Genomic DNA, 15,734 nt, shown 5'->3' with positions numbered 1-15,734 from the left:
TTTATAAAGACATTTTAAAACATTGATTCAGAAAGATGAATATTACACAGGAAAAAATTGACGACTTAAACGCAGTTGTAAAAATTAAAATTTCGCCTGAAGATTACACTGAAAAGGTCGACAAAACTATAAAAGAACAAGCTAAAAAATCTAATCTTCCTGGTTTCCGTAAAGGAATGGTGCCACCAGCACATATCAAGAAAATGTATGGTAAAAGCATTCTGATTGAAACAATCAATGGTCTGCTTAGCGAAAACCTGAATAAATACCTGACCGACAATAAAGTTGAAGTTCTGGGTCAGCCATTACCAGTAATGGACGATACTAAAGACTTCAAATGGGACGGTACAGACGAATTTGAATTTGATTATGAATTAGGACTTGCTCCTGAAGTTAAATTTGAGATTTCAGCTAAAGATAAATTCACCCAGTATATAGTTAAAGCTGACGAAGAAACACTGGCATCCCGCATTAAAAATATCCGTCGCAGCTATGGCAAAATGACAAATCCTGAAGTTTCGGCAGGTGATGACGTACTTTATGCCGAATTAGCACAGTTAAATGCCGATGGTTCAGTTTTTGAAGAAGGTGTAAAGCATACTGGTTCGATCCGTCTGGATTCAGTTAAAGATAAAGCAATTCTTAAATCTTTAACAGGCGTAAAGAAAGATGACGTATTAACAATTGATATTCAGAAAGCATTTGGTTCAGATGCTGCTGTAATCGCTAAATTGTTAGGCATCGAGGAAGAGCAGGCAACTGCTTTAACAGGCAAATTCCAGGTAACTGTTAAAAACGTAAACAGACTGGAAGAAGCAGATTTGAACCAGGAGTTCTTTGACAAAATATTTGGTGAAGGTGTTGTTACTGACGAAGCTGGTTTTACAGCTAAAATCACTGAAGAAATTGAAAGCATGTTTAAACAGGATGCTGATCGTAAACTTCAGAATGATATGTACACGCAATTAACTGAAAAAGTAACAATGGATCTTCCGGATACATTCTTACGTAAATGGTTAAAAGCAACCAATGAAAAACTATCTGATGCTGAATTGGAAGAAGGTTATGCAGATTTTGCAAAAAACCTGAAATGGACTTTAATTGAAAACAAAATCATTAAAGATAACAGCATTGAGATTAAATATGAAGATGTGTTCAAGACGGCAAAGCAACGTTTGGAAGCGCAGTTCAGAATGTACAGTCCGGCTCCAATGCCAGAAGATCAGTTAGCACAATACACAACTACCTTCCTGCAGGAAAAAGACAATGGTAACCGTATTTTTGAAGAAGTTAAAGCGCTCAAAGTTTTTGACTACATTCAATCGGTAGCTACTTTAAAACCGGAAGAAATAGCTTATACAAAATTCGCAGAGATGAACTAGTCTGTTCTGCAGACAGTGATTTCTTTAATCGATTATAAGGCGGCTTGTTTAAGGCCGCTTTATTTGTATCCGGCGTTGTTTTTGTCCGTGTGGCTGGTCTTAATTTTACAATTACCAAATAATTTGTCAAATTAGTTTGCTTACATTAAGCAACATAAACAAGAGATTTAAAATTTAATATACATATACTCATGAATATAGATAAAGACGAATTTAGAAAATACGCAGTTAAGCATCACCGTATTAACGGATTAAACGTTGACCGCTATATCGGCCGTACGAGTGCAACAGTAGAGAATATGACACCTTATATTATTGAGGAGCGTCAACTGAATGTGGCACAAATGGATGTCTTTTCCAGACTGATGATGGACAGGATTATTTTCCTGGGCGATGCCATACATGATGGGAATGCCAATATCATCCAGGCACAATTGCTTTTCCTGCAGTCTACAGATAATAACAGAGATATTCAGATTTATATCAACTCACCAGGCGGCTCTGTTTATGCAGGTCTGGGTATTTATGATACAATGCAGTATATCACACCTGATGTAGCTACAATCTGTACAGGCATGGCCGCGTCTATGGGTGCTGTTTTACTTGTTGCCGGTGCAAAAGGTAAACGTGCAGCACTAACACACAGCAGGGTGATGATTCACCAACCTTCAGGCGGTGCGCAGGGTGTTGCTTCAGACATGGAGATCAATCTGAGAGAAATGCTGAAATTGAAAAAAGAATTATACGATATCATCTCCGTACATTCCGGCCAGAGCTACGAATGGGTAGAGAAAGCATCTGACCGTGATTACTGGATGAAAGCTGATGAGGCTAAGAGTTTCGGAATGATAGATGAGGTATTAGGTGCGAATAAAAAATAAATAATGGCTAAACAAAATAAAGATTCCCGTTGCTCGTTTTGCGGTTCCGGTAAGCAGGATACATTAATGCTTATCGAGGGTCTGGATGCTTATATCTGTGATAAATGCGTCGGCCAGGCACAGCTGCTGGTTCAACAGGAATTGGGTAACAAGGCAGCTAAATCACTGGATGCGTCTGCAACCCTGCTTAAACCCGCGGAAATTAAGGCTCATATTGACCAATATGTAATTGGTCAGGATGATGCAAAGAAAGTTCTTTCGGTTGCAGTGTATAACCACTATAAACGACTGGGGCAGAAAATTAATCAGGAAGATGAAGTAGAGATTGAAAAATCCAACATCATGCTGGTTGGCGAAACAGGTACCGGAAAGACCCTGCTTGCAAAAACTATTGCTAAGATATTGCATGTGCCTTTTTGTATCTGTGATGCTACGGTACTGACAGAAGCGGGTTATGTTGGCGAAGATGTGGAGAGTATTCTTACACGTCTGCTGCAGGCTGCTGATTATGACGTAGCTTCTGCAGAAAGAGGTATTGTCTATATCGATGAGGTGGATAAGGTAGCCCGCAAAAGTGATAATCCTTCGATTACCCGGGATGTTTCCGGTGAAGGTGTTCAGCAGGCATTGCTTAAAATTCTGGAAGGTACAGTTGTAAACGTTCCGCCTCAGGGTGGTCGTAAGCACCCTGATCAGAAAATGATCCCGGTAAACACGAACAATATCCTGTTCATCTGCGGTGGCGCTTTTGATGGAATTGAGCGTAAAATTGCAAACAGACTGCGTACGCAGGCTGTTGGTTATAAAGTGAAAAAAGATGATGATGAAGAACTGGACCTGGACAATCTGTACAAGTATATCACTCCGCAGGATTTAAAATCTTTCGGTCTGATTCCTGAACTGATTGGACGCGTACCTGTTTTGACGCACTTGAACCCACTGGATAAAGCTGCACTCAGAAATATATTAACTGAACCTAAGAACTCGTTGTTCCGTCAGTACGTCAAACTATTTGACTTCGAAGGCGTGGAGCTCGTGTTTGAAGATGATGTGCTTGACTTTATTGTAGATAAGGCCATGGAATATAAACTTGGTGCAAGGGGACTCAGGTCCATTTGTGAAGCGATCATGCTGGATGCCATGTATGACATCCCATCTGACCCAAGCATTAAAAAACTGGTGATTTCGCTGGAATATGCGAAAGAGAAATTCGAGAAAGCAGACTTTAAGAAATTGAAAGCTGCCTAATCAGAAATCCCCGTTTTTTAACGGGGATTTTTTTTTATCTTGTTTTTCCGCTATGTATTTAAAAGTAGTGAAATAGAATATTTATATATAATCAGAAGCGTTATGAACGAAGAGAAAGATGTGAAAAAAGGAGATGCTCTCAAAAAAGCAAAAAAAGTAAAAGAGGTAGAAACGCCGGTTAAATCGGGTTTGAAATCTAAAGAGGATATTGTTAGAAACTGGTTGCCGAGATATACCGGCAGACCGCTGGAAGAATTCGGACAATATATTCTGTTAACCAACTTCAGCAGATATGTCCAGATGTTCTCAGAATGGAACGACAACGCGCCAATTATGGGACTGGATAAACCGATGCAAAGTGTGACAGCTAATGGTATTACGATTATCAACTTCGGTATGGGAAGTCCACTGGCAGCAACTATGATGGATCTGTTGACAGCAATAAGTCCTAAAGCTGTCTTGTTTTTAGGTAAATGCGGCGGTTTAAAGAAGAAAAATCAGTTAGGTGATCTCATCCTTCCGATCGCAGCGATAAGGGGAGAGGGGACTTCCAATGATTATTTACCTGCAGAAGTTCCGGCATTACCTGCCTTCGCCTTACAGAAAGCTATTTCTACCACAATTCGCGACCATTCCCGTGATTACTGGACAGGTACCTGTTATACGACCAACAGAAGGGTTTGGGAACATGATAAAGAATTTAAAAAATACCTGAAAACGTTGAGAGCAATGGCTGTAGACATGGAAACAGCAACTATTTTTACCACCGGATTTGCGAATAAAATTCCTACAGGTGCTTTATTGCTGGTATCTGATCAGCCGATGATACCTGAAGGTGTCAAAACTGCAGAAAGCGATAGCAATGTAACCAACAATTATGTGGAAACGCATTTACGCATTGGAATTGACTCGCTGAAACAATTGATTAATAATGGTTTAACTGTAAAGCATCTTCACTTTTAGATCTTATCCCCACTTTTTGGGAAATCAAATAGGAACAAATCTCCTGTATGCTGGCTAACCATTGCCCAGTCATCCAGTTGAAAGTCAATTACAACAACGCCTGCAGTGGGAATATTATAAATATGAGCATCTGAGAGGTAGTTAACCAGATCTGTTAATCCCGGATTGTGTCCGAATAGGGCAATCCGGTGATAATCATTGTTCATCTGATTAATAATCCGCAGCAGTGCAGCTGGATTGGCTTCATAAATACTTTCCTGTTTTTGAATTTCAGATTTTTTCTGACCCCAGCTTTCTGCGAAATGCTGTGCTGTACTCAGCGCCCTTTTTGCAGGGCTGCTGATGAGCTGTTGGGGTAGAAGTCTCCGCTTAAGAAGTCTTTCAGCCATTTCAGGAGCATTTTTATGGCCTCTGTGATTTAAAGGGCGATCAAAGTCTGCCATACCATTTACTGCCCAGTCAGATTTGCCGTGACGTACCAGTATTAATTGTTTACTCATTGTTCAGTTTATTGATTACGGTTTGAATAACAACGGATTCGGGTAAATTGTTCATACAGGCAAAATCGCCTCTGTAACAAGGTTTATTTCCGTAAACCGAGCAGGGCCGGCAATACAGATCAAGCTGTACTACATCCTGCAAAGACTGGCCGTAACCCAGAAAACCTGTGAAAGGGTGTGTAGCTCCCCAGATGGACACCACTGGAATACCTTTCAATGAGGCCAGGTGCATACCTGATGAATCCATACTAATCATCAGATCCAGGTTGGAAATCAACGCGAGTTCCTGCTCCAGATTAGCTTTTCCAATTATTGATTTAATTCGCGGCTGTCCGGCTGCCCATTCTGCGCCTATGATTTGTTCTGCAGGACCACCGCCAAAAATAAAAATCTGGTATCCTCTTTCGGCCAGCTGCAGAATTACCTGCTGCATCTTTTCGGCCGGATAAACTTTCTGCGGATGTTGTGCAAAGGGACTTACACCAATCCATTTGGTATTCATTTTATCGCCACAGATTTCCGCTAATGAATCTGGGATGACCTGCGGATTTTTTGGCGGAAGCTGATGACTTAGTTTGACTGGAAAACCTAGTTTATGAAAGACACTGGCATACCTTTCTGTCATCGCCAGCAGCGGACGTAATACCTTATTGTTTTTACGTGTAAGTTGTTTTTTTTCTTCACGTGCTTTTTCAACCCGGATTACCGGTACGCCGCAAAAAAAGAAAAACAAACCAAGAATCCGGCTCCGCAGATTATTGTGCAGGTCGGCGATGGCTTTTGGGCGGGTTGCATTAAGTTCCAGGAATAATTTAAATATGCCTGTCAGTCCTTTATGTCTGCCTTTTGGTTCTAATGAATGGAAACTGAGTCGTGGTATGTCTGCAAAAAAGGGGGTAAACGCATTTCTGCTAACCACCCCTAAAGGGAGATCCGGGTACTGCTCACGAAATGCTGCAAGCACGGGAGCTGTCATCGCCACATCGCCCATGGCAGAAAAACGGAATACCAGGATACCTGATCTTACTGGTTTCATTATGATTTCTGGTAGAGTACAGGATTTAATGCAGGGTCGTTATACATTTTCATCTGTTTATAGACTTTCATGTATTTCCTTCCAGCAGCAATATCTTCCAGCAAATCATCCAGGCTACCCGAAAGATCAGTACGCTGATCCAGCAGGATATTTAATTTCGCTTCACAGCTGGCAATATGTAAGGGATCGGCAGTACTGCGTTTGGTTTCTTCCTGCATATGATAAACTTTCAATGCCAGAATCGATAACCTGTCAATAACCCATGCCGGGCTTTCCGAATTTATTTTTGCATTTTCAACTGCCTGCACCTCTGCGAATTTGTTCAGGAAATAGCTGTCAATAAATTCAACTACATCTGTTCTTTCCTGATTAGACGCATCAATTCTTCTCTTCCAGCTTAATCCTTTTACAGGATCGATGGAAGGATTACGGATGACATCTTCCATATGCCACTGCACAGTGTCGATCCAGCATTTCAGGTACAGTAAATGTTCTATACTTTCTTTAGCATAAGGATTGGCAATGGGCTGGTCGATATGATCGTGGATATGGTAATCTCTGATTACCTCTTCAAATATGCGGTTGCAAAGTGTGCTCATCATAGCTTCAAAGGTAAGGTATATTATTTACGGCTCTTAAAATACGCTGAAATTTCTGCCAGTGTGAAGCTATTCAGGCACGATTTGGCTTCCAATCCGCCTTTTCTTCCAACATAAACGCCGTAATGCATGTCACTGAATCCTTCCATGCGGTGTGCATCAGGATTGATCGAAAGTAATACACCTTTTTCCAGCGCATAATTATGCCAGCGCCAGTCCAGATCTAAACGGAGTGGATTTGCATTAATTTCAATAACCACCCCATTGGCGGCGCAGGCGTCTATGACACGGGTATAGTCAATTGGATATCCTTTACGACTTAACAACAGTCGGCCGGTTGGATGCCCTAGAATGGTTGTATATGGATTCTCTATGGCTTTGATTAGACGGGCAGTAGCTTTTTCTTCATCCATTCTAAGGTTACTGTGAACAGAGGCAACTACAAAATCAAACTGTTTCAGTATGTCATCGGCATAGTCCAGTGAGCCATCATTCAGAATATCGCTTTCTATGCCTTTGAAAATTTTAAAAGGGGCAAGTTTTACATTTAATGCTTCAATTTCCTGATGCTGTGCATATACGCGCTGCTCATTTAAGCCGTTTGCATAAAAGGCAGACTTTGAGTGATCGCAGATACCGAAATATTCCAGACCCAGCTGATCTTTGCAGAATACAGCCATCTGTTCAAGCGTGTGTACCCCGTCGCTCCAGGTGGAGTGATTATGCAAGCTACCTTTAAGATCGTTATGTGTAATTAGAACGGGCAGCTGATGTTGCGCTGCAAGCGCGATCTCTTTTCCTCCTTCACGTAATTCGGGTTCTATATAATCCATTCCCGCAGCAGCATAAATTGCTTGCTCAGTAGGGAAGGGGCCTTCACCTGCTTTTTCCAAAACAGTTGTCACATGTGTTTCATTACCTGTCAGACGGAACAATGTAATTGCGTACTGGTCAGGTGTTGTATAATGTAGTCTTATTTTTAGTCCGAATGGGCTCTGCGCTTCAAAATAGCCTTCTGGTTTTAATTCAAATTCCAGTGCGCTAAAAGTACCAATCTGATTTTCCAGATCCTCAGGATTATCGATACCGGCAACGAAGTCAATTTCTTCAATAATTTCGCAATATCTTCTGAATTCTCCGGCAACTTCGAGTTTTGCAGTATTGCTGATGGTCTGAAACCAGATAATCAATTCAGCTTGCAGTGTATGAACCAGGTTCTCGGCCTGCGCAAACAGGAATTTACCGGCAGCGGCCATCTTGAACTCAATAACCTTCCGGATTTCATCCTGGGTTTTCAGTCCAAACCCTTTGGCTTCGATTAACCGGTTTTCATTACAGGCATAATAAAGTTCACCTATATTTTCTATCCCCAGATCCTTCCAGATAATCATGATCTTTTTAGGGCCGATACCTTTGATACTGAGCATTTCCACAATGCCTTCTGGTGTGGCAGCCAGGATATCCTGCATTTCAGTTATTATCCCTGTTTGTAATAATTCCCAGATTTTAGCGGCGGTGCTTTTACCCAGACCATCAATCTGAGCAATTTCGTCCTGCGTTTTACTGCTAATGGCATAAGGTAATTTATCTACCTTAAAGGCAGCATTGGCGATTGTTTTAATCTTAAAACTATTTTCGTTATGCAGCTCCATCAACTGGGAAAGGAGCCTTAAACTACGGGCGATGGTCTTGTTTTCCATTGCCGCTAAATTAAATAAAAAGATACGTTTATCCGGCTTATTTGATTTATGGCATTTTATTGGCTTAACAAGGGTATGAAGAAATTACTATTCATGATCGGAACAGGACTGGTAGTTCTTTCCGCATGCGGCCCTGGCGACAAGCAAAAAGACCAGGGACTAAAAAAAGATACACTTGATTTGCAAAATATCGCAATTAAAGCGCCGGATAACGTTGCTGATACGCTGTTACTGATACCCGGAAAACAGGCCGGCAAGGTTCATCTGGGGCAGGATATGCAAAAGATATTTGAAATATTGGGGAAACCGGCCGATGGCGATGCCGCTATGGGCAGTGCAATGGGGGTCTGGTATAATCCAAAGGCTACTGGTAATATTGATACCGTCACAGTGTTTTCTTCCTATAGGGACAGTACCATGTCTGTAAGGGAAGTAAAGCAGGTTTCAGTTACTTCCATGTTCAATCAAACTGAGGGCGGTGTGCACACGGGTATGAAACTGGATCAGTTGGTGGAAATTTATCCGGATCTGAAGCTTGTTCAGCGGTTTAAGAAGGAAAAAGGTAACGGTGAACTGCTGATCTACGATCATCCGGGAGATGGAATCGCTTTTGATATAGTTAACGGAATATGTACGGCGATCACGATATACCCTGCTGGTAAAAGTGTGAATCAGATTTATTTACCAGCCCGTCCTGGTTGGAAAACATCACCCTGATCTATTCAGGGTGATGTTCACTCTAATTTTAATTTACTTTAATTTCGAAGGGCATTCTGGCTTGTATTCCAGAGTTGACTACCGCCTTTTTCAATTGCTGAAATAACAGGAAATTATCGCCGAATTCTTTCTTGGCGTAATAGATACGAATGTTCTCCGTACCGTCTTCCAGAAACGATTTAATAGGGTCTGTTTTCTGTGGATATTCTACCAGCTTATATTCTTTAAGCTTTGCTTTTTTAGCTGCAGCAGTAATGGCATCCTGGAAATTTCCTAAACGGTCTGCCAGTCCTATTTTTACAGCGTCTGTACCTACCCATACATGGCCGCCACCTATGGAATCAATATACGACTGGGATTTCTTCCGGCCTTCTGCCACACGACTCGTAAAAGTAGCGTATACATGATTTACGTCGTTCTGGATAATTAATCTTTCTCCTGCAGTTAACGGTCTGTTCACGCTCATGATATCTGCATACTGGCCCGTTTTAACCCCGTCGAATGTAATACCAAGCTTATTGTTTAACAGGTTTTGAAAGTTAGGAATGATACCAAATACGCCTATTGAGCCGGTTATAGTATTAGGCTGCACAAAAATTGAATCGGCTGCACAGGCAATATAATATCCACCTGAGGCTGCCACGTCACCGAAAGAAGCAATGACTGGTTTAACTTTTTTACTAAGTACAATTTCTCTCCAAATTACGTCTGACGCCAGTGCGCTACCTCCGCCGGAGTTGACACGCAGTACGATAGCTTTTACTTTATCATCTTCTCTGGCTTTACGAATGGCACGGGAGATCCGTTCTGATCCAATCGAATCATCGTTGCCTTCTCCGCTGGTGATATCTCCATTTGCATAGATCACAGCAACTCTGTCTCTACTGCTACTGTTCTCCGGCTCCAGGTTTGCCGCATATTCATTGATAGTTAGGCTGACGATCTTCTGACGCGGGCTCAGACCACTCAATTTCTTTAATTCAGCAAGAACTTCGTCTTTATATTTTAAGCCGTCTATCATTTTGGCATTTAAGGCATCCTGCGGTTGTTTGATCCTGTAAGTATCTGCGATAACGTAAAGACTATCTGCTGGTATTTTACGGGTTTCTGCGATTCCATTCAGAAATGTATCATATAAGCCTCCCAGATAAGCGCTAACCTGGGTACGGTTATAATCACTCATTTTATCATTTATAAATGGCTCAACTGCACTTTTGTAATTTCCTACGCGGATGATCTGCGCTTCGACACCAATCTTCTCCATTGCACCTTTAAAAAAGGTCAACTGAGAGCTAAAGCCTTTAAATTCTAAGACTCCCTGTGGGTTCAAATAGACTTTGTCTGCTGCAGAAGCTAGGTAATAGGCATCTTGTGTATAAACTTCACTATAGGCTATAACTTGTTTTTTACTTTTTCTGAAATCAATGATCGCATCCCTCACTTCTTTCAATGTTGCTTTTCCTGCATTGGGAGAGCTGACATTGAGAAAAATACATTTGATGTTATCATCTGTCTTCGCTTTTTTAAGAGCCATGATCAGGTCATTAAATCCTATACTTTTACCCGAACCGGAACCTATAACGGGTAAGTTATCAAATGTTTTGTTTGGTGTTCTTTCTTTGATGGTCTGGTCCAGATTTAGATACAAGACACTGTTCGCAGCAACTGTTGTACTGGACGACGTGTCAAGTGAGGAGATCACTGAGAAAACAATAACGATAAAAAACAGGAAAATCAGGAATGTTGAAATGATAATTCCGACAACTGTAGCAAAAACATATTTGAAAAATTCTCTCATGTGAATGTTTAATATTTAATTTGTAAATATATTAAATGATCAGGCTTACGTATGCAGTTAGAGCACAAAATAGTTTATTTGTTACTGGGTAGCAATCTGGGGGACAGACAAGCTAAACTGGAACAGGCGACCGAATTGATTACAGCAAAATTAGGGCCGGTAATTGCCAGTTCGGCCTGGTATGAAACTGCCGCCTGGGGACTTCAGGAACAGCCGGATTTTTTAAACCTGGCAATAGCCGTGAAGACAGGCCTTACTGCGCATGAAGTTTTGGATACTGTGCTGGGTATTGAAGAAATTCTGGGGCGGGTGAGAGCAGAAAAATGGGGTGCAAGGGTAATTGATATAGACATTATTCTTTACGGTAATGATGTGATCAGTGACGGGGCAAGGCTGCAGGTCCCGCATCCGCTCATGCTGGAGAGGAAATTCGTGATGGAGCCGCTGGCTGAAATTGCAGGGGATCTGATCCATCCCGTCGCCGGAAAGGACATTTCAACTCTATTATCCTTGTTACAGGATAATTCAGATGTATCTAAAATTATTTAATTTTATTATAATTGTCTTATAATGATAGATCAACAGAAAAATACAGTTCCCTTAGATTTGTCGTATCTGAAAGATATGTCGGGTGACAGCGCCGAATTTATGATTGAGATGATCGATATGTTTAAACTGCAGACGCCTTTATATGTCGCAGATCTTGAGCAGGCAGTGAATGCTTCAGATTGGGAAAAGGCAGCGGGATTTGCCCATAAAATTAAACCTACTTTCTCTTATGTGGGTAGGGAAGATGCGCGTGAACATCTGCAGGAAATGGAGAATAATCTAAGGAACGGGAGTAATACAGGTCAGATCCCTGAAGCGATGAAAGAGTTGCTTGCTTTTATTCAGGTTTTATATCGTCAGCTGGACGAAGCCAGGGCTGATCTTGAAGCACGTGGGTAAACGGATATTATTACATAAAAAAAGCCGCTGCATATCATATGCAGCGGCTTTTTAAATATATTTCTTTAGTTATTTGGTGATCACACTGATCTGTTTGAAATGTAATGGCGATAAGCCGATGTATAAAACCAGGATCAGTGGAATAGCTGCGAATTGTAAAAATGCAAGCAATACTGCTGAAATGAGCAGAAAGATAAATTTTATTTTATTTGGTCCCCATGCCAGTGAACTGAACTTAAGCGAGAAAATACGGATCTCGCTCACCAGTAGTAAACTCATTACAATAGTTAAGATGATTAACAAAGGTACGGAGTAAACCAAGTTTGGAAACTGGTCAGCAATGAAAGGTAGTGACACGATGAAAAGTGTATTCATTGGTGTATTTAGCCCGATGAAATCTTCCGTCTGGCGGGTATCGATATTAAACTTAGCTAATCTCAATGCCGAAAATATAGTGACCATAAAACCCAGGTAAGGCAGATATTTAACATCCGGAGCTGCAATACCCAGTAACTGGAAGAGCACCACACCTGGAAGAAAGCCAAAGCTGACCATATCTGCCAGTGAGTCGAGTTCTTTACCGATATCAGATTTAACATGGAGTGCACGCGCGGCCATTCCATCGAAAAAATCAAAAATACCAGATATTAAAACTGCCCATGCGCAGGCTTTGAGATCTCCCTGAAATGCGTAAACCACACCAATACATCCGGAGAGGAGATTGGCACAGGTTAACGCATTTGGAATATGTTTTTTTATCATCAGTTTCTAGCTGTTCATGGAGATTAAGAACTCCTCATTAGTTTTAGTGTTTCTGATCTGAGCCTGTACAAACTCCATGGCTTCCTGTGCATTCATATCTGCAAGGTGATTACGTAAGATCCATACGCGTTGTAAGGTGTCTCTGTCATGTAACAGATCGTCTCTTCTTGTGCTTGATGCAGTGATATCGATAGCAGGGAAGATACGTTTGTTGGACAGTTTACGATCCAGTTGCAGTTCCATATTACCGGTACCTTTAAATTCTTCAAAGATAACTTCGTCCATTTTAGAGCCTGTATCAGTAAGGGCAGTAGCCAAAATAGTTAATGAACCACCTTTTTCAATATTACGGGCCGCACCGAAGAAACGTTTAGGTTTATGTAAAGCATTTGCGTCTACACCACCGGAAAGTATTTTACCGGAAGCTGGTGCTGTGGTGTTGTAAGCACGCGCAAGACGCGTAATAGAATCCAGCAGGATCACTACATCGTGACCGCATTCTACCAGTCTTTTCGCTTTCTCTAATACAATATTGGCAATCTTTACATGACGTTCTGCAGGCTCATCAAATGTGGAGGCAATTACTTCTGCTCTTACACTTCTGGCCATATCTGTCACCTCTTCCGGACGCTCGTCGATCAACAGGATAATCAGATATACTTCAGGGTGATTTTTAGCAATCGCATTCGCAACTTCTTTTAGTAAATTAGTTTTACCTGTTTTAGGTTGTGCTACGATCAAACCACGCTGTCCTTTACCAATTGGGGTAAAAAGGTCAATGATACGGGTTGAATAATTATTCGTTTCTGTAAACAGATTTAATCTTTCTGTCGGGAACAAAGGGGTCAGGTAGTCGAATGGAACGCGATCTCTGACATCTGCCGGAAGTCTTCCGTTAATGGTTTCCACACGAACCAGCGGAAAATATTTCTCTCCTTCTTTTGGTGGTCTGATGCTTCCTTTTACAGTGTCACCGGTCTTCAGGCCGAATAATTTAATCTGTGACTGGGAAACGTAAATATCATCGGGCGAGGACAGGTAATTGTAATCTGCTGATCTTAGGAAACCATAACCGTCCGGCATAATTTCCAATACACCTTCATTAGTAATTGTATTATCGAAATCCAGATTCGAGTAGCTGTTCTCGTTTTGTTTTTGATTATTGTTGTTTTTCTGACGGTTGTTATCTTCTCTTGGAGTTTTAACTTTTTTATTGTCCGCCTGATTACCGTTATTTTGAGTTGAAGGCTGCGTCTCTTGTTTTCTTTGTACAGGAGCCTGTTGTACTGGAGTGTTTGTCTCTTCTGCTACCGGCTGCACTGGTGCGGGTATAGTTTCCTGAACATTTACAACTTGTTCTTCTACCGCAGGTGCATCAAATAACGCAGCCCTGTTAAAAGTACCGTTAGACGGTTGTGGCGCTTCAGCCTCCTCTTTTGGTATCCTTGTTCTTTTTCTGACAGTTTTTTCTGCCGGAGCAGCTTTAACTATTTTATTTTTTGCTGGTTTTTCCTTCAGCTGTTTTTCTTCTGCGGGTGCAGTTACTCCGGCTTCAGCAGCAATTTCAGCTGGTTGCCCGGACTGATTGGTCTGTTCGCTCAATTGATGAATAACTTCTATCAATTCTGGTTTGCGCAGTTCATCAGCATTTAGAATACCCTGTGATTTTGCTAACTCCCGCAGTTCTGCAGTGAGTTTTTCATTTAATTCTGTTTTACTAAACATTATGTGGGTGTGGAGAAAATTTTATAAACGTATTTATCTGTAGATCACAGCAAAAAAATGCAATAACGATTTGGATTGACAACAAATTTTAATGAGATTTTCTGGAATGATCAGATAGAACTTGAGAATTATGTTGCAATTGTATGTATTTGAAACCTAATCTCCAAGTATTTTTTAAAATTAATGGTAATAATTTACCTGCTAATGAACATTCGGGGGTTGGTATCCTTTGAAAAAAAATGGCATATTTGCGCATAATCTAAGCCCAAATGAATAAGAAGCAGTTATTTGAACAAATCAGAGTTAAAAAATCATTTTTGTGTGTAGGTCTGGATCCGGTACTGGAAAACCTCCCTGAACACTTGCTGGATCTGGAAGATCCGGTATTTGAATTTAACAAACAACTTATTGATGCAACACAGGATCTTTGTGTTGCCTATAAACCAAATACTGCTTTTTATGAATCAAGAGGTTTAAAAGGCTGGAAAAGTCTTGAGCAAACCTGGGCTTATATTCCTAAAGATATTTTTACGATCGCAGATGCGAAAAGAGGAGATATCGGCAATACTTCTGCTATGTACGCTGATGCATTTTTTAAGGAGGAGCAAAGCGGATTAGGTTTTGATGCGGTAACAGTTGCACCTTATATGGGTAAAGATTCTGTCAGTCCTTTTCTGAATTATGCAGATAAATGGGTAATTCTGCTTGCCCTGACCTCTAATGCTGGACACAGTGATTTTCAGCTGACCGAATCTGAAAATGGTAAATTGTATGAAGAAGTAATCCGTAGTTCATCTGGTTGGGCTGATAGCGAACAGCTGATGTATGTTGTTGGTGCAACCAGGGGCTCGGAATTTGCCAATATCAGAAGGCTTGCTCCTGATCATTTTCTTTTGGTCCCTGGAGTCGGTGCGCAAGGCGGAAGTCTTAAAGATGTGTGTGAATTTGGCTTGAATGACCATTGTGGACTCCTTGTGAACTCTTCTCGAGGAATAATCTACGCTGGTAAAGGAACGGATTTTGCAGAGAAAGCACGGGCCGAAGCTCTAAAGTTACAGCAGGAAATGGAATCAATTCTAACAGAAGCCGGACTGCTGTAAAATATGTAAGCTTGTATTTCGTTTTTTAATGGGGAATGATTTTTGCATTCCGTAATTATTCGTTAAATTTAGTCTCCCGGTTGGGAAATAGATACGGATTTACATTTTAATCAGCATTATGTTCCAGAGTATCGTTACTTATTTTGAAAAACAAAGTTTTGGTGTCTGCACTTATCTGGCAGATAAGCTGAATATGTCCATCAGCAAGATCAGGCTTTTCTTCATTTATTCTTCTTTTCTGGCTGTAGGCTTTCCTATTATCTTTTATATGATGGCTGTTGTTGTACTAGATGTACGCCATTATGTTAAACGGATCAGAATGCGGATCTGGGATCGGTAGACTATAATATCATAGGGTGGTCAGATATAAATATT

Annotated in this window: 16 protein-coding genes; 9 read left to right on the top strand and 7 right to left on the bottom strand. The window is 41.0% G+C overall.

What is annotated here, in order from left to right; genetic code table 11:
- The first annotated feature begins 35 nt into the window (after nt 1–35).
- From tig to BM192_RS13690, 4 genes are all read left to right on the top strand, one after another.
- Nucleotides 36–1,382 (top strand): trigger factor, encoded by a 1,347-nt coding sequence (gene tig / locus BM192_RS13705; RefSeq protein WP_037439395.1) that lies wholly within the window; start codon nt 36–38, stop codon nt 1,380–1,382.
- Between the two features lie 191 nt (nt 1,383–1,573).
- Nucleotides 1,574–2,263, top strand: a complete 690-nt coding sequence (clpP, locus tag BM192_RS13700) for an ATP-dependent Clp endopeptidase proteolytic subunit ClpP (protein WP_074590047.1) — start codon at nt 1,574–1,576, stop codon at nt 2,261–2,263.
- A gap of 3 nt (nt 2,264–2,266) precedes the next feature.
- Complete coding sequence (clpX, locus tag BM192_RS13695; protein WP_037439393.1) at nt 2,267–3,511, top strand: ATP-dependent Clp protease ATP-binding subunit ClpX; 1,245 nt, start codon at nt 2,267–2,269, stop codon at nt 3,509–3,511.
- A gap of 102 nt (nt 3,512–3,613) precedes the next feature.
- On the top strand, nt 3,614–4,474 hold the full coding sequence (locus BM192_RS13690) for an AMP nucleosidase (RefSeq protein ID WP_051759745.1): 861 nt from the start codon (nt 3,614–3,616) through the stop codon (nt 4,472–4,474).
- Here BM192_RS13690 and BM192_RS13685 read toward each other — a convergent pair.
- The 4 genes from BM192_RS13685 to BM192_RS13670 are packed head-to-tail and all read right to left on the bottom strand — an operon-like array spanning nt 4,471 to nt 8,309.
- Nucleotides 4,471–4,974: a SixA phosphatase family protein gene (locus BM192_RS13685; protein WP_037439391.1), complete on the bottom strand. Its 504-nt coding sequence runs from the start codon at nt 4,972–4,974 to the stop codon at nt 4,471–4,473. The genes BM192_RS13690 and BM192_RS13685 overlap by 4 nt on opposite strands.
- Nucleotides 4,967–6,010, bottom strand: coding sequence for a glycosyltransferase family 9 protein (locus BM192_RS13680; protein WP_074964028.1), 1,044 nt, complete (start codon nt 6,008–6,010; stop codon nt 4,967–4,969). Before BM192_RS13680 ends, BM192_RS13685 begins: the two co-directional genes overlap by 8 nt.
- Nucleotides 6,010–6,612 carry a DUF4254 domain-containing protein gene (locus BM192_RS13675; RefSeq protein ID WP_037439389.1) on the bottom strand — a complete coding sequence of 201 codons (603 nt, stop codon included), beginning with the start codon at nt 6,610–6,612 and terminating at the stop codon, nt 6,010–6,012. The genes BM192_RS13680 and BM192_RS13675 overlap by 1 nt, the downstream gene beginning before the upstream one ends.
- 20 nt (nt 6,613–6,632) lie before the next feature.
- Nucleotides 6,633–8,309, bottom strand: a complete 1,677-nt coding sequence (locus tag BM192_RS13670) for a DNA polymerase/3'-5' exonuclease PolX (protein WP_037439388.1) — start codon at nt 8,307–8,309, stop codon at nt 6,633–6,635.
- Between the two features lie 75 nt (nt 8,310–8,384).
- On the opposite strand from BM192_RS13670, the gene BM192_RS13665 reads away from it, so the two are divergent.
- Entirely contained in the window at nt 8,385–9,026 is a 642-nt protein-coding gene (locus BM192_RS13665) for a hypothetical protein (protein WP_139218447.1), read from the top strand.
- A gap of 28 nt (nt 9,027–9,054) precedes the next feature.
- Here the strand turns inward: BM192_RS13665 and sppA are convergent, their stop codons facing one another.
- Nucleotides 9,055–10,824 (bottom strand): signal peptide peptidase SppA, encoded by a 1,770-nt coding sequence (sppA, locus tag BM192_RS13660; protein WP_037439383.1) that lies wholly within the window; start codon nt 10,822–10,824, stop codon nt 9,055–9,057.
- A gap of 51 nt (nt 10,825–10,875) precedes the next feature.
- Between sppA and folK the strand changes: the two genes are divergently transcribed.
- On the top strand, nt 10,876–11,373 hold the full coding sequence (folK, locus tag BM192_RS13655) for a 2-amino-4-hydroxy-6-hydroxymethyldihydropteridine diphosphokinase (RefSeq protein WP_037439381.1): 498 nt from the start codon (nt 10,876–10,878) through the stop codon (nt 11,371–11,373).
- 21 nt (nt 11,374–11,394) lie between these two features.
- Nucleotides 11,395–11,772: an Hpt domain-containing protein gene (locus BM192_RS13650; RefSeq protein ID WP_037439379.1), complete on the top strand. Its 378-nt coding sequence runs from the start codon at nt 11,395–11,397 to the stop codon at nt 11,770–11,772.
- A 69-nt stretch (nt 11,773–11,841) separates the two neighbouring features.
- Here the strand turns inward: BM192_RS13650 and pssA are convergent, their stop codons facing one another.
- Together pssA and rho are read right to left on the bottom strand one after the other, a co-directional pair.
- Complete coding sequence (pssA, locus tag BM192_RS13645; RefSeq protein WP_037439376.1) at nt 11,842–12,534, bottom strand: CDP-diacylglycerol--serine O-phosphatidyltransferase; 693 nt, start codon at nt 12,532–12,534, stop codon at nt 11,842–11,844.
- A gap of 6 nt (nt 12,535–12,540) precedes the next feature.
- Nucleotides 12,541–14,259, bottom strand: coding sequence for a transcription termination factor Rho (gene rho / locus BM192_RS13640; protein WP_037439374.1), 1,719 nt, complete (start codon nt 14,257–14,259; stop codon nt 12,541–12,543).
- A gap of 269 nt (nt 14,260–14,528) precedes the next feature.
- Between rho and pyrF the strand changes: the two genes are divergently transcribed.
- Complete coding sequence (gene pyrF, locus BM192_RS13635) at nt 14,529–15,359, top strand: orotidine-5'-phosphate decarboxylase (protein WP_037439372.1); 831 nt, start codon at nt 14,529–14,531, stop codon at nt 15,357–15,359.
- Between the two features lie 118 nt (nt 15,360–15,477).
- On the top strand, nt 15,478–15,699 hold the full coding sequence (locus BM192_RS13630) for a PspC domain-containing protein (RefSeq protein WP_037439370.1): 222 nt from the start codon (nt 15,478–15,480) through the stop codon (nt 15,697–15,699).
- Nucleotides 15,700–15,734: the final 35 nt, after the last annotated feature.

The organism is Pedobacter antarcticus (assembly GCF_900112985.1).
Lineage (GTDB): Bacteria > Bacteroidota > Bacteroidia > Sphingobacteriales > Sphingobacteriaceae > Pedobacter > Pedobacter antarcticus.
Note: the sequence above shows the minus strand (reverse complement) of the source record. Positions and strands in the feature narration are given on the sequence as shown.

What these genes read in the sequence shown, in the direction of transcription:
- BM192_RS13665 (WP_139218447.1), top strand. Translation starts at nt 8,385, where the DNA reads ATGAAGAAATTACTATTCATGATCGGAACAGGACTGGTAGTTCTTTCC.
- pyrF (WP_037439372.1), top strand. Translation starts at nt 14,529, where the DNA reads ATGAATAAGAAGCAGTTATTTGAACAAATCAGAGTTAAAAAATCATTT.
- pssA (WP_037439376.1), bottom strand. Translation starts at nt 12,534, where the DNA reads ATGATAAAAAAACATATTCCAAATGCGTTAACCTGTGCCAATCTCCTC.
- BM192_RS13680 (WP_074964028.1), bottom strand. Translation starts at nt 6,010, where the DNA reads ATGAAACCAGTAAGATCAGGTATCCTGGTATTCCGTTTTTCTGCCATG.
- clpX (WP_037439393.1), top strand. Translation starts at nt 2,267, where the DNA reads ATGGCTAAACAAAATAAAGATTCCCGTTGCTCGTTTTGCGGTTCCGGT.
- BM192_RS13690 (WP_051759745.1), top strand. Translation starts at nt 3,614, where the DNA reads ATGAACGAAGAGAAAGATGTGAAAAAAGGAGATGCTCTCAAAAAAGCA.
- sppA (WP_037439383.1), bottom strand. Translation starts at nt 10,824, where the DNA reads ATGAGAGAATTTTTCAAATATGTTTTTGCTACAGTTGTCGGAATTATC.
- clpP (WP_074590047.1), top strand. Translation starts at nt 1,574, where the DNA reads ATGAATATAGATAAAGACGAATTTAGAAAATACGCAGTTAAGCATCAC.
- BM192_RS13685 (WP_037439391.1), bottom strand. Translation starts at nt 4,974, where the DNA reads ATGAGTAAACAATTAATACTGGTACGTCACGGCAAATCTGACTGGGCA.
- BM192_RS13650 (WP_037439379.1), top strand. Translation starts at nt 11,395, where the DNA reads ATGATAGATCAACAGAAAAATACAGTTCCCTTAGATTTGTCGTATCTG.
- BM192_RS13675 (WP_037439389.1), bottom strand. Translation starts at nt 6,612, where the DNA reads ATGATGAGCACACTTTGCAACCGCATATTTGAAGAGGTAATCAGAGAT.
- tig (WP_037439395.1), top strand. Translation starts at nt 36, where the DNA reads ATGAATATTACACAGGAAAAAATTGACGACTTAAACGCAGTTGTAAAA.
- BM192_RS13630 (WP_037439370.1), top strand. Translation starts at nt 15,478, where the DNA reads ATGTTCCAGAGTATCGTTACTTATTTTGAAAAACAAAGTTTTGGTGTC.
- BM192_RS13670 (WP_037439388.1), bottom strand. Translation starts at nt 8,309, where the DNA reads ATGGAAAACAAGACCATCGCCCGTAGTTTAAGGCTCCTTTCCCAGTTG.
- folK (WP_037439381.1), top strand. Translation starts at nt 10,876, where the DNA reads ATGCAGTTAGAGCACAAAATAGTTTATTTGTTACTGGGTAGCAATCTG.
- rho (WP_037439374.1), bottom strand. Translation starts at nt 14,259, where the DNA reads ATGTTTAGTAAAACAGAATTAAATGAAAAACTCACTGCAGAACTGCGG.